Source organism: Marinovum sedimenti (genome assembly GCF_054052205.1).
In genome coordinates this window covers 645,798-659,379 of record NZ_CM133223.1, presented here as the reverse complement: position 1 = coordinate 659,379, position 13,582 = coordinate 645,798, and the positions used below count along the sequence as shown (strand labels likewise).

Here is a 13,582-nt window from a genome sequence, read left to right as displayed (position 1 = left end):
CAAGGGCGCGGCCTATCTGCCCAGCAAAAAAACCGCCCCGGTGATCCGGGGCGGCTTCGGTGTTCTGTGAGTGGTGTATTCTAGCAGTCAGAGTGGCTTAGCGCGGCAAAAGCACGCCTTCGACCACATGGATCACGCCATTGGATTGCATCACGTCGGCCTGAGTGACCTCAAACGCATTGCCGTTTTCGTCAAAGATGAACACGCGGTTGCCCGACGTCACCTTTGCCGAAAGCGCATCGCCCGATACGGCCGCAAAGTGATAGAAGCCGTCCTTGCTTTTGCGCGCTTCGCGGATGAGATCAGCAGCGGTCCAATTGCCCGCCACAACATGCGCGGTCAGAACCTTGGTCAGCTGGCCTTTGTTTTCCGGCTTCAGCAGGGTGTCGACAGTGCCCGCAGGCAGGGCGGCAAAGGCATCATTGGTCGGCGCAAACACGGTGAACGGGCCGGGGCCAGAGAGCGTTTCAACCAGACCGGCGGCCTTTACAGCGGCAACCAAAGTGGTGTGATCGGCGGAATTCACCGCGTTTTCAACGATGGTTTTGTTGGGGAACATCGGCGCGCCGCCAACCGTCGGCACATCTGCATCGGCCATCTTGGTGTCCATGTCCGCGTCTTTTTCCATCGCCGCATCCTTGGCGCCGGGCAACAGCACGGTATCAATAACGTGGATCACGCCGTTGGATTGCTTGACGTCTGCAATGGTGACTGTGGCGGTGCCGCCGGTTTCGTCGGTCAGCATGATGCTGTCGCCTTGATAGGTGGCTTGCAGGATGCAGCCGCCGACAGTTTCAACAGGGTGGGTGCCGTTATGATCGTCAATCATGCCTTTGATCGCCATCGCCATCACATCGGCAGCCACCACATGGCAGGTCAGAACCTTGGTCAGGTCGTCCTTCATGTTGGGTTGCAGCAATGTGTCAACGGTGCCTGCGGACAGCGCGGCAAAGGCGGCGTTGGTCGGCGCGAATACGGTGAACGGGCCGGGGCCAGAGAGCGTTTCGACCAGACCGGCGGCTTTGACAGCGGCGACCAGCGTGGTGTGATCGGCGGAATTGACCGCGTTCTCGATGATGTTCTTTTCGGCGAACATCGGCGCGCCGCCAACCATCGGGTTTTCGGTTTGGGAATGGCTTGCGGCAAATGCGGGCATTGCAAGGACGGCGGTCAGCGCGGTGGCGGAAAGAATGCGGTTCATGTGGTACTTCCTGTTCTCTTAACGCACCGTTAATCGGCGCGGGATAAAAGGAAGTACGGCGGCAAGTTGCCGATAGTTTTCACCTGTCACGCTGTCGTGATCGCGCGTGTTGTTGCGTGACTTGATTGCTGTGGTGCGTCTGCGGCGGGTCTCGCAAGGCAAGCGACTGCCTTGGGCGGTTTGAGATGTGCGAACCTCGGCTTCGATCTTGCAGTTGGCGTCATCGCCGTCTCATAGGTGTACCATCTGAGGCCCGCGTCGTAGCTGAGATACTCTAGCTTGGGCGTCGGTCACGGTCGTAGCGTTGCGTGCGCAGGCTATCCCGCCCGCGCACAACCGCTGAAAGATTAACCCCGCCGCCTGCGCCGTCTGCGCCCACCGTCGCCTTCATCGCCGCCGCCACTGTTAAAGCTGACATCCGGCAGCGTCACCAGCTTGAGCAGTTCGGGGAACGGATCGGTGGCATGGGGGATGGCGTTGGCGTTGACGAAATGCTCCTGAAACTTCGGCTCAATCGCGGTTTCGACCTTGGTGATCTGGCGCACCGTGGCCTCAATCTCGGCCCGCGCGGCGACATTACACAGCGCAATGCGCGCGCCAGTGCCAGCGGCGTTGCCCGCACTTGTCACCTTGTCCAATGGCACATCGGGAATCATCCCCAGCACCATCGCGTGCAACGGCGAAATATGCGCGCCAAACGCCCCGGCGAGCACAACGCGGTCCACTTTATCCACGCCGCGGGTGTCCATCAACAATCGCGCCCCGGCATAAAGCGCTGATTTCGCGAGCTGAATTGCGCGAATGTCGCCTTGGGTCACGGTGATGCGCGGGCCGCCCTCGGCGCTGGCATCATGGATAAGATAGGCGTGGGTGCGCCCTTCGGGGATCGACCGGGCGGTGCCGGTCTTGTCTGCTCCGCCAATCAGGCCGGAGGGGTCCACCAGACCGGCCAGCCGCATTTCGGCCACCGCTTCGATGATGCCCGAGCCGCAGATTCCGGTGATGCCGGTGGCCGCCGTGGCCTCGGTAAAGCCGTCCTCATCCGACCACAGATCGCAGCCGATCACCCGGAACCGAGGCTCCTTGGTTGCCGGATCAATGCGGATCGCCTCGATGGCACCGGGGGCAGCACGCTGGCCTGACGAGATTTGCGCGCCCTCAAATGCGGGGCCGGTGGGCGAGGAACAGGCAAGCACGCGAGAGGTGTCACCCAAGAGGATTTCGGCGTTGGTGCCAACATCCACCATAAGCGCCAAGTCCTTGGATTTGCCCGGCTCTTCCGACAAAGCCACCGCCGCCGCATCCGCGCCGACATGGCCGGCGATACAGGGCAGGATATAGGTCTTGGCGCGCGGATTGATGGCGCTCAGGTCCAGATCGCGCGCGTTGATACGCTGCGACTCTGAGGTGGCGAGCGCAAAGGGCGCTTGCCCCAGTTCGACCGGATCGATCCCCAACAGCAGGTGGTGCATCACCGGATTGCAGACAAACACCGTTTCGACAATCAGCAACGGATCGATCCCGGCCTCCTTGGCAATCTCGGCGAACAGCGTGTTGAGCGCCTCGCGCACCGTCGCTGTCATCTCGGCCTCGCCACCGGGGTTCATCATCGCATAAGACACCCGGCTCATCAGGTCTTCGCCAAAGCGGATCTGCGGGTTCATGATACCAGACGAGGCCTTGACCTCGCCGGTTTCAAGATCGGTCAGATGTGCGGCGATGGTGGTGGAGCCAAGGTCAATCGCCAGCCCGTAAAGCCCTGCCTCATGCAGCCCCGGCCAGATATCGACCACGGTGGATTTCTCGGCGCGGTGATCGCGGTGCAGGGCCACGGTCACGCTCCATTTGCCTTTGCGCAGCACCTTTTGAAGTTTAACCATCAGGCTAAGGTCGGCGCGAAGCCCTTTGATATCCCATTGCTTTTCAAGCGCGCGGGCCAGCCGTTCAAAATCACCGGTCGGGACGTGCATGTCGGGCTCTTCAACCTCGACAAAGAACAGCCGCGTCGCCGGATCCATCACAATCACACGGGCGCTGGCGGCCTTGCGCACCACCTGTTTGTGTACCTGGCTTTCGGGTGGCACGTCGATCACCACATCCGATTGCACCGCCGCCTGACAGCCCAGACGCCGCCCCGGTTTCAACCCGCGCTTTTCGTCATAGCGCGCCTCGACAGCGTTCCACTCCGACAGCGCATCGGCGGCGACGGTGACGCCGTGTTTGGAAAACTCACCAACGCCCGGCGTGATCTGGCATTTGGAACAGATGCCGCGCCCGCCACAGACGGAGTCGAGATCGACGCCAAGCTGGCGTGCGGCGGTCAGGATCGGGGTGCCGACCGGAAACCGGCCGCGTTTGCCAGAGGGGGTGAAAACGACAAGCGGGTCTTGTTGGGCCATGGGATTCTCTTTCACGCGTTTGGCGCGATCATAGGGTGGGAACGCCAAAGGGAAAGGCCTGCAAACGGCAAGATGGATCCGCGAAACGGCAAGGCGTCTGGTGTCAGCCGCGCTCTTCGAGCCAGCGCAGGATTTCGCCGCGATTTCCATCAAGATCCGGGGCCGGGGGCCGGGTTGTTCGGTCCTCCATCCCCGACAGTTTGACCGGGTTGCCCGCTGCGGTAAACGCATGGCGGCCGTTGCGGTCGAGCACGTCGACCACCATCTTGCGCGCCTGAATTTGCGGGTCTTTCAACGCCTGTGCCACGTCCTGGATCGGGCTGGTGGGAATGCCTGCCGCGCTCAGCTTGGCAATCCAATAGGCGGCGGTGTTTTCCAGCGTAACAGCCTCGATCAACCGCTTGAGAAGGCGGGCATGCTTGCAACGCGCGGGGTTAGTGGCAAAGCGCGGATCGTCGGCAATCGGCAGGTCGAGGCAGACGCAAAGCTTTTCAAACAGCGCATCATTGCCCGCCGCGATCACGAACAGCCCGTCCGAGGCGTGGAAGGTCTCGAACGGGGTGATCGAGGGATGGCGCGCGCCGGTGCGTCCCGGCGGGGTGCCGGTGGCGCTGGTGATGGCAATTGCATGTTCCAGAATGGCAAGCTGGCTGTCGAGCATCGACACATCAATTTTGCGTCCTAACCCTGTGGTTTCGCGATCATAAAGCGCGGCGAGCACGCCTTGGGTCAGATACATTCCCGCCACAATATCGCCGATCGAGGCCCCCACGCGCACCGGATCGCGGTCTTTCTCGCCGGTGATCGACATCACGCCGCCGCGCGCCTGTGCCACCATGTCATAGGCCGGGCGCTTGGCATCCGGCCCGGTGTGGCCAAAGCCCGAAACCGCGCCATAAATCAGCCGGGGCCGCGCCGCGTGCAGTGCCGCCCAGCCATAGCCGAGCCGCTCCATCACGCCGGGGCGGAAGTTTTCGACAATCACGTCGGCCTTGTCGAGCAGCCGGTCAAACACCGCACGGTCCGCCTCAGATTTCAGATCAAGCGCGATGCTTTTCTTCGAGTGGTTGATCGCCGAGAAATACGCGCTTTTGCCATCCTTGAAGGGCGGAAAGGCGCGGGTGTCATCGCCGGTCCGGGGCCGCTCGACCTTGATCACCCGCGCGCCAAGATCGGCCAGTGTCATCGTGGCGAACGGCCCGGCCAACACATGGGTCAGATCAAGGATGGTCACATTGGCGAGCGGATTGGGCATGGGCGATTCCCGTATGAGGCGAAATGTAGGGGTCGCTGGGATATGAGGGTGATTTGCCCGCCGGGCACAAGGGGCAGTTCGGAGGCAGAGCGCAATTGCTCAAAAAACCCGCCTTCGCGGATGCAAAGGCGGGCAGTATATCGCGCGGGTGTGCGCGGTCAGTGGATCAGCGACCCGCCGTTCACATCAACCTCGGTGCCGGTGCAATAGGCCGAGAGCGCGGAGGCCAGAAACAGCGCACAGCCCGCCACATCCGAAGCTTCGCCAGCCCGGCCCATCGGGATGCCCGCCAAAACTTGCGCGCGCATCTCGGGCGTGAGCTTGCCTGCGGTGATGTCGGTGGCGATGAAGCCGGGGCAGATTGCGTTGGCGCGCACCCCGTCGGGGGCCAACTCGCGCGCCATCGCCTTGGTCAGCCCCAGAACGCCGGCCTTGGCCGCCGAGTAGTGCGGCCCGCCAAAGATGCCGCCGCCGCGTTGGGCCGAAACCGACGACATATTGACGATGCTGCCAGATTTCTGCGCCCGCATCGTGGGGATCACCGCCTGGCTCATGTAAAGCGTGCCGCGCAGAGAGACATCCGTGACCGCCTCGTAGTTCTCGGGCGTGATGTCCATCAGCTTGAGCGGCTGGGTGATGCCCGCGTTGTTCACCAGAATATCGATCTGGCCGAACATCTCGGAAACGATCTGCGCCGCCTCGTCGCAGGCTTTGCGGTTGGTCACGTCGCAGGGCAGGCCAACATGGCCCGAGCCGGGCAGATCAAGCGCCGCCTTGGCCGCCTGATCGGCGTTCAGATCAAGGATCGCAATCCGCGCGCCATGGTCGGCAAACAGCCGTGCGGTCGCCATACCCAGCCCCCGTGGGCTGGCACCGCCGGTGATGATGGCGCATTTTCCGTCGAGTAGTCGCATTTTCTGTGTTCCTTCAATGGCCTAAAGCCAGCTTTTGATCTGTTCGGCGACGCGGGCCTGTGACAGGCCGTACATGTCATGCAGGGTGGGAAGCGCTCCGGCCTCAAGAAAGGCATCCGGCAGGGCGATCATCCGAAACTTGGGCGCGACCCCGGCCAGCAGCAGCTCTTTCGCCACCGCCTCACCCAGACCGCCATTGACCGTGTGGTTTTCCGCCGTCACCACCAGCCGCCCGCCGCGTTTGGCCTCGGCAACGATGGTGGCCACGTCCAGCGGCTTGATGGTGGGCACATGCAGCACGCTGACGTCGATGTTGTCGCGCGCAAGGTCTTCGGCGGCGTCCAGCGCCCGCATCGTCATGATGCCTGACGAGATCACCAGCACATCGCGGCCCTCGCGGATGGTTTGCGCGTTGCCAAGCTGGAACGTGTAGTCGGGCTTGTGCCGGGTCAGCACGCTGGGCACCTGACCGCGCAGCAGGCGGGCATACACCGGGCCGTCATGCGCCAGCATCTCGGGCACCATTCCGGCGATATCGCAGGCGTCGCAGGGGTCAATCACCACCATGCCGGGCAGCCCGCGAAAGATCGCCAAATCCTCGGTGGCTTGGTGCGAGGGGCCATAGCCGGTGGTCAGGCCGGGCAGGGCGCAGACCACTTTCACCGGCAGATTTTCCTCGGCAATCGCCATCGCGATAAAATCATAGGCGCGGCGCGAGGCAAAGACGGCATAGGTGGTGGCAAAGGGGATAAAGCCTTCGCGCGCCATGCCCGCCGCCGCCGACATCAGCAATTGTTCGGCCATACCCATCTGGTAAAACCGCTCCGGCATGGCGTTGGCAAAGACATGCAGATCGGTGTATTTCGACAGGTCCGCCGACATGCCAACGATCCGGTCGTCTTTCCTGGCCGCTTGCACCAGCGCGTGGCCAAAAGGGGCGGCTTCGGTGTCATAGCCTTCTGCCGACAGCGAGGCGATCATCGCCGAGGTTGCCACTTTGCCCGCAGGCGCCTGGCGCGGCTCGTATTTGCGTTTCATCGAGGCCAGCGTCATTGCGGTTTCCCTTCTTCCAGCTTGTCCAGCGCCTTAGACCACTCATCCGCGTCCACCCGCACGAAATGGTTGATCTCGCGGGCCTCGAGAAAATCGACGCCTTTGCACATCTTGGTGTTGCAGATGATCACCCTTGGCCGCGTGTCGCGCAGCGCGCGGGCACCGTCAAACGCCGCCACCAGCGCATCCATGTTGTTGCCGTCGACCTCTTGCGCGTGCCAGCCAAAGGCTTCCCATTTCGGGGCCTGCGCGCCGTCGGCAAGGGCCGCGCGGCTGGGGCCATCGGCCTGCTGGTTGTTGAAATCGACGATGCAGATCAGGTTATCAAGCTTCCATTGCACCCCCGACATCACCGCTTCCCAAGTCGAGCCTTCGCCCAATTCGCCGTCTGACATCAGGTTGTAGACAAACGCCGGATTGCCTTTGCGTTTCAGCCCCAGCGCCGCGCCAACCGCGATGCCAAGACCTTGGCCCAAGGAGCCGCCGGTGATCTCCATCCCCGGTGTATACGACGCCATGCCCGACATCGGCATCCGGCTGTCGTCCATGCCATAGGTGCCCAGTTCCTCTTCGGGCAGCACGCCAGCCTCCATCAGCGCGGCATAAAGCGCGATGGCATAGTGGCCGATCGACAGGTAAAACCGGTCGCGCCCCTCCCATTCGGGGTCTTCTGGGCGGTACTCGAGCGCGTGGAAATACGAGGTCGCCAGCACATCCGCCACGCCAAGCGCCTGTCCGATATAGCCCTGTCCCTGCACCTCGCCCATCAACAGCGCCTTGCGCCGGATGTTCCAGGCGCGCATCTCCAACGATACGTTGGACAGGGTGCCGTCACTGCCTGCGTGATTGCCTGTCACTTTCATCGCGTTCTCCCGTTTTCCATTCCCTTGGCTTGGGTGTACCATCCGCCAACGGGTTTGGATTGTACGAAATATGCAAAACCTTGTTAGAAAAACTTAACAACACATTCCGCCGAAACTGGGATACACCCGGTCCAACATGCGGAAATTGCGGAGGAAACCGATGTCTGAGATGATCTTTGCCGACAGCCTGTCCCGGCTGGGAACGGAAAGCGCCTTTATGGTGCTGGCGCGGGCGCAAAAGCTGGCACAGCAGGGCAAGGACATCATCAACCTCGGCATTGGCCAGCCGGATTTTCAGACGCCGGAGCATATCGTCGAGGCCGGGATCAAGGCGCTGCGCGATGGTCATCACGGCTATACCCCCGCCAACGGCCTGCCGGTGCTGCGCGAAGCGGTGGCCGCCGATCTCAACTCCCGCCACGGGGTTGAGGTGAACCCCGACAATGTGGTGGTGGTGCCCGGCGGCAAGCCGACGATGTTCTTTGCGGTGCTGATGTTTGGCCAGCCGGGGACCGAGATCATGTATCCCAACCCCGGCTTTCCAATCTACGAGTCGGTGATCAAATATTCCGGTGCGACCCCGGTGCCGATCCGCCTGCGCGAAGAGAACGGCTATGCCTTTTCCGCCGAAGAGGTGCTGGGCCAGATCACCGACAAGACCCGGCTGATCATCATCAACTCGCCCGCCAACCCCACCGGCGGCATCACCCCCCGCGCGGAAATTGATAAGCTGGTCAAAGGCTTGATGGACCATCCGCATGTGGCGCTGTTGTCGGACGAGATTTACAGCCAGATGCTCTACCACGGGCAAGAGCATGTCTCGCTGCTGCAATACCCCGAGATCCGCGACCGGCTGATCGTGCTCGACGGCTGGTCCAAGACCTATGCGATGACCGGCTGGCGGCTGGGCTTTGCGGTCTGGCCGGATGCGGCGGTGGACCATGTCACGCGGCTTTGCATTAACGACCATTCCTGCGTCAACGCGTCGGCACAATACGCCGGTTTGGCAGCGCTGACCGGGCCGCAGGACGCGGTGCGCGATATGGTGGCGCAGTTTGACACCCGCCGTCAGGTCATCGTTGAGGCGCTCAACAGCCTGCCGGGCGTGCGTTGCTCTGATCCGGGCGGTGCGTTTTATGCCTTTCCCAATATCGAAGGCACGGGGATGAGCGCGATGGAGGCGCAAAACCGCTTTCTGGATGAGGCTGGCGTGGCCACCGTGGCGGGCACCTCATTCGGCGCGATGGGCGAGGGGTATATCCGCTTTTCCTACGCCAATTCGCAGGAAAACATCGTGGCGGCGATTGACCGAATTCGAAAGATTCTCTGACAGTTACGGGAAGGTTCGGCCTGAAATCCGCGCACAGCCGGTCACAATCGCGTTTCATCGCCGCTTCACTTGCAGGGTGCGGCGAAAAACCTATGTCCTCTGGCACGCCAGGACGTTATCGTAATGGTTGATAATTTGCGCGGTTCTGCCCCGCGTTTGTAAGTTGAAAGGCCCCGGTATGCTAACACGAAGACATTTCATCGGAACCGCTGCTGCGTTCTCTGCATCGTCCCTTGCCAGCCCGCTTGTGGCACAGACCAACAAATATGACGCTTGGGATGCGCAGGTGACGCCTGCGGATTTCGACCTTGGGACAACCAATCCCTGGGATCTGCATCCCCGGCTGCTACCGGTGCGGGTCAAGGCGAATGAGGGGCTGACGCCGGGCGACATTCACGTCGATGCCGTTGCGCGCTATCTCTATCACATTCAGGACGACGGCACCGCGATGCGCTATGGCGTGGCGATTGGCCGGGACGGGCTGTACGAGCCGGGCACCTATACCATCAAACGCAAGACCAAATGGCCGCGCTGGACGCCGACCCCGGCGATGATCAAACGCGAGCCGCAGAATTACGCGCGTTGGGCCGATGGCATGCCTCCGGGTCCGAGCAATGCATTGGGATCGCGGGCGCTGTATCTTTATGTCGGCAACCGCGACACCTATCTGCGCATTCACGGCACACCGGCACCACGGTCGATTGGCACGCGCGCCAGCTCGGGCTGTGTGCGCATGGTGATGCCGCATATCAATGCGCTTTACGATCAGGTCGAAACCGGCGTGACCGCGTATCTGTATCCCACCACCGGCCATACCACCGCTCAAAGCTGAGCGGCGGGCTGGCCTCGCGGTGATAAACTTCAGGTGGCTGACTGGGTGCAGATCCGGTTGCCACCGCTGGTGCGCAGGGGAAGCAGCGTGGTTTCCACCGGGCCGACATGGCGATACCAATAGCAGCCGTCCGCAGCGATCCGGGCAGAGCCGAGGTCTTGGTTGGGCGCGGCAATCGAGGTGACGCTGTCGGGCAGCGACATCACTGGCGAACTGACCGGCGTTCCGGCGACCGGCTCACAGGCGGCCAAACCCAGCAGCATCACTGGAATCACAGTTAGTTTTGTGGAAATCTTCAATTTGCATCCCCTTGCAAAGGCTTCTTCGGCGTTTAGTTTTGCACCCCTCGGCGGGCTGTCGCAATATCACCGCAACGGTTGACGCGCCGGCGTCACCAAATAGGCGCACCCGCCGCACGCAAGGGTTGATGCGTTTACCTATGGTTAGGGCGGGCGAGCAAGGCTCAGATCACCGGCAAGTCCGGCGCGGCGCGGGTGGTCAACAGGCGGGCCCCCTCGGGCCGCACAACGATGTTTTCCTCATGCACCATGATCCGCCCATCGCCGTAGCTCAGCGAAGGTTCGAGCGTCAACACCATGTTTTCGCACAGTTCCGTGTTGTCCCAAGCCGCATGCGACGGCCATTCCGTTAGCTGCATCCCCAGCCCATGTCCAAGCCGCCCGACATCGCCGCCCTGATCGTCGATCTCGGCAATCACCGCGCGCATGGCGTGAAACAGATCGGCACAGGTCGCACCGGGAACGGCAGCGGCAAGGCCAGCCTCGGTGGCGCGCCACAGCACGTCATAGGCGCGGCGCGAGGCATCATCCGGCGTGCCAATCGCAAAATTCCTGTCGAAATCGCAGAAATAGCCATCCCATGTCGCGCCGGTGTCGAGCATCAGGATATCGCCCTGCGCCAGCGGGCGATGCGACGGCGGCGAGATCACGTCGTGATAGCCCCCGGCATCGGCACCGCCCACCAGATAGGGCATGTCATCCGCCCCCTGCGCCAGCGCCTCGCGGCGAAAGGCGCGAAACAGATCCTCAAGCGGCAGGCCCGCTTGCGCCATCTCGGGCACATTGGCAAAGCTGCGCGACCCGATGGCACAGATATGGGCGAGCTTGGCAATCTCGGCCTCGGATTTCACCATCCGCAGCCCGCGGATCAGCCCGGTGCAATCCGCAGTTTTCAGCCCGTCCAACCCGGCCAGCAGCCGCTCGTAATCGCCCAAGGGCATCCGCAAATGGGTCTCGTGGCCTTTCATCAGGCCAAGGCGCGCGCCGTTTTGCGCCAGTGGCGCCAGCAGTTCGGTCAACAAGGTGATGCCGTCGTCCTGCGGCGCGGGGGCGCTCCAGGTGCGGATATCGTCGATCCAGGTGCGGCGCATCAGGTCGGCGCCAATCTCGGGGATCACTGCAATCGGCTTGCCCTCGGGCGGGACAAACAGAAACCATGGCCGGGTGGGGCTTTGCCAGAACAGGGTGTGAAACCCGGTGAAATAGCGCACATCGGGTTCGGTGGTGAGCAACAGCCCCGCCAAGCCATTGCGCGCCATTTCGGCCTGTGCGCGCGCGGTGCGGGCCGCGAATTCCGCCGTGTCAAAGCCGCGTTGCGGGGTGCTCATGATCTGTCCTTTGGTCCGTGGGGCGGCTGCGTGAGATATGCGTTTATCCCTCTCGATCTTGCCGCCGAACCCGGTCAGAATGCAAGCCATCGACCATTGCGCAAGGTGCGGCATGCCACAGACAGACAGCCCCAAGATTATCCCCGAGTTCACCCCCGACTTTGCCCGCGCCGTGGCGTTTTTCCGTACGCAGGACAGCTATACAGCCTCGCCTTTGCATGAGCTGACCACGCCGGAGGGCGCAACGGTTTGGGCCAAAGATGAAACCGGACGCATGGGCCTGGGCGCGTTCAAAGCGCTCGGCGCGCCCTATGCCGTGGCCCGGATCATTGCCAAGGGCTGGCAGGACACCACCGGAGAGGTCATTGATCTGGCACGGTTAAACGATCCTGATCTGCGCGCCTTTGCCGCCAGTCACACCTTTGTCTGCGCCAGTGCGGGCAACCACGGTATGGGTGTCGCCGCCGGTGCGCGCAACATGGGGGCACAGGCCCGCATCCATCTCGCCCGTACCGTGCCCGAAGGCTTTGCCGACCGGCTGCGCGCGCTTGGGGCCGAGGTGGTGCGGTCGGGCGATGTCTATGACGACAGCGTTGCCGCCGCGATTGCCGACGCCACGACCAGCGGCGCGGTGCTGCTCGCTGATGGCACTTGGCCGGGGTATACCGAGCGGCCGATGTGGGTGATGGAGGGCTATTGCGTCATTGCCGAAGAGCTGCGCGAGGCGTTTGAAGCCTCGGGGGATTGGCCCAGCCATGTGTATTTGCAGGCCGGCGTTGGCGGGCTGGCAGCGGCGATGGCCTATATGATCCGCCACAACTGGGCCGAGCAGCCCGCGTTGATCGTGGTTGAGCCCGAGGCCGCCGCCTGTTTGCAGGCCAGCCACCGCGCCGGAAAACCTGTGCGCGCCGATGGGCCCGAATCCCGCATGGGGCGGCTCGATTGCAAGGAACCGTCGATTGTGGCCTGGGCTGCGCTGGAACGCGCGGGTGTGCGCTATGTGACGCTGAGCGAGGCGGAAGGCGAGGCCGCGGCTGCGGCGGTGGCCGCCTTGGGGTTGGCCTCGACGCCCTCGGGGGCCGCGGGCTATGGCGGCTGGTGCAAGGTGGGCGCACAGGACGCCCGCCCGCTGGTGATCATCTCGGAAGGGCCAGCCTAGACCGCTTAGGCGCGTTTCTCACCGTAGTAGAGCATGGAGACATGCGAGGCTTCGGCAAAGAACAGCCAGCGTTCGGTCACGATGCCAATGGCGGCGAACATCACCGCGATGGGCATCAGAATCGGGCCAAGTCCGCCGGTCAACACCACGAAAGCCAAGATCAGCCCCGGCACGCCAAAGCCCCAGATCAGCACCGATTTGCGCAGCTGCGCGGCGTGTTTGCGCGCCACGTCATAGCCCATTTCGCGCATCACATAGTTGGGGCGGGCGTGCGGCGGCTCGAGCTGGCGTTGCACCCCGTCGAGGCCAAGCGCCATATCGACGGTATACTGGCCCTGGTCGGCGTCGGTCGCCTTCCAGTGGCGGATCTTGAGCACGGCGGCGACAGCGAGACTGATCAACGCCACAGCGCCGGCCACCCGCAGATTGCCGCTGTTGAACGAGGAAAGCATGGCAAACAGCATCGCCCCGGTGGCCGCCGCAAGCGCAAGATAGATTTGCGGCACGGCGGGAGAATTCCACTCGCGGATGGTGCGCAGCGACGCATAGATCATGCCGGTGCAATAGACTGTGACCACGGCCCCAATCGCGCTCAGCAGGGCCAGCGGAAGGGATAGCCAGCTCTCGACGCCCAGCAGTGACAACAGCGCCAAAAGCCCGGCGGGCGCGTAGGTTGCCACCGCCGCCACGCCTTCGCGCGACAGCCACGACGAGCGCCATTGCGAAAACGCCCGCCAGGCGCGTTCGGGGTGGCCCAGGTGGAAGGTCGAGGCAAGAAGACCAAGGGTAATCAGCGCCAAAGCGATAAAGATCGCGGCAAAGAAATCCCAGCCCGCGACGGGAAAGCGCCCGAAAACATGCGCAAGGCTGAGCCAGAACAGCAGGCCATAACCCGCGCCCGAGGCGGTGGTGAACAAGATGACCGAATAGGCAGGATGCATGTCAAAGG

The 13,582-nt window shown here is 62.8% G+C and carries 12 protein-coding genes and 1 pseudogene; 3 read left to right on the top strand and 10 right to left on the bottom strand.

Features of this window, described 5'->3' with window-relative positions:
• Positions 1-97: 97 nt before the first annotated feature.
• From ACW9UO_RS03180 to ACW9UO_RS03150, 7 genes and pseudogenes are all read right to left on the bottom strand, one after another.
• Positions 98-628, bottom strand: coding sequence for a fasciclin domain-containing protein (locus tag ACW9UO_RS03180; protein ID WP_457088594.1), 531 nt, complete (start codon positions 626-628; stop codon positions 98-100).
• An 18-nt stretch (positions 629-646) separates the two neighbouring features.
• Positions 647-1,201: pseudogene (locus ACW9UO_RS03175) on the bottom strand (fasciclin domain-containing protein); the annotation flags it as partial.
• 347 nt (positions 1,202-1,548) lie between these two features.
• A complete protein-coding gene (locus ACW9UO_RS03170; protein ID WP_457087540.1) occupies positions 1,549-3,600 on the bottom strand; it encodes an ASKHA domain-containing protein in 2,052 nt (683 codons plus the stop codon).
• Between the two features lie 103 nt (positions 3,601-3,703).
• Positions 3,704-4,855 (bottom strand): CaiB/BaiF CoA transferase family protein, encoded by a 1,152-nt coding sequence (locus ACW9UO_RS03165; protein ID WP_457087539.1) that lies wholly within the window; start codon positions 4,853-4,855, stop codon positions 3,704-3,706.
• Between the two features lie 158 nt (positions 4,856-5,013).
• Positions 5,014-5,769 (bottom strand): SDR family NAD(P)-dependent oxidoreductase, encoded by a 756-nt coding sequence (locus ACW9UO_RS03160; RefSeq protein WP_457087538.1) that lies wholly within the window; start codon positions 5,767-5,769, stop codon positions 5,014-5,016.
• A 21-nt stretch (positions 5,770-5,790) separates the two neighbouring features.
• The gene (locus tag ACW9UO_RS03155; protein WP_457087537.1) at positions 5,791-6,822 is read right to left on the bottom strand and encodes a transketolase family protein; all 1,032 of its coding nucleotides are present in this window, start codon (positions 6,820-6,822) and stop codon (positions 5,791-5,793) included.
• A complete protein-coding gene (locus ACW9UO_RS03150) occupies positions 6,819-7,685 on the bottom strand; it encodes a transketolase (protein ID WP_457087536.1) in 867 nt (288 codons plus the stop codon). The genes ACW9UO_RS03155 and ACW9UO_RS03150 overlap by 4 nt, the downstream gene beginning before the upstream one ends.
• A gap of 160 nt (positions 7,686-7,845) precedes the next feature.
• Between ACW9UO_RS03150 and ACW9UO_RS03145 the strand changes: the two genes are divergently transcribed.
• A complete protein-coding gene (locus ACW9UO_RS03145; protein ID WP_457087535.1) occupies positions 7,846-9,015 on the top strand; it encodes a pyridoxal phosphate-dependent aminotransferase in 1,170 nt (389 codons plus the stop codon).
• A gap of 178 nt (positions 9,016-9,193) precedes the next feature.
• Entirely contained in the window at positions 9,194-9,847 is a 654-nt protein-coding gene (locus ACW9UO_RS03140) for a L,D-transpeptidase (RefSeq protein WP_457087534.1), read from the top strand.
• Positions 9,848-9,876: 29 nt separating this feature from the next.
• On the opposite strand, the gene ACW9UO_RS03135 is transcribed toward ACW9UO_RS03140, so the two are convergent.
• A complete protein-coding gene (locus ACW9UO_RS03135) occupies positions 9,877-10,110 on the bottom strand; it encodes a hypothetical protein (protein WP_457087533.1) in 234 nt (77 codons plus the stop codon).
• Between the two features lie 200 nt (positions 10,111-10,310).
• On the bottom strand, positions 10,311-11,474 hold the full coding sequence (locus tag ACW9UO_RS03130) for a M24 family metallopeptidase (protein WP_457087532.1): 1,164 nt from the start codon (positions 11,472-11,474) through the stop codon (positions 10,311-10,313).
• A 112-nt stretch (positions 11,475-11,586) separates the two neighbouring features.
• Between ACW9UO_RS03130 and ACW9UO_RS03125 the strand changes: the two genes are divergently transcribed.
• Positions 11,587-12,633 (top strand): pyridoxal-phosphate dependent enzyme, encoded by a 1,047-nt coding sequence (locus ACW9UO_RS03125; RefSeq protein ID WP_457087531.1) that lies wholly within the window; start codon positions 11,587-11,589, stop codon positions 12,631-12,633.
• Positions 12,634-12,638: 5 nt separating this feature from the next.
• Here ACW9UO_RS03125 and ACW9UO_RS03120 read toward each other — a convergent pair whose 3' ends face one another.
• Entirely contained in the window at positions 12,639-13,574 is a 936-nt protein-coding gene (locus ACW9UO_RS03120; RefSeq protein WP_457087530.1) for a dimethyl sulfoxide reductase anchor subunit family protein, read from the bottom strand.
• Positions 13,575-13,582 lie beyond the last annotated feature (8 nt).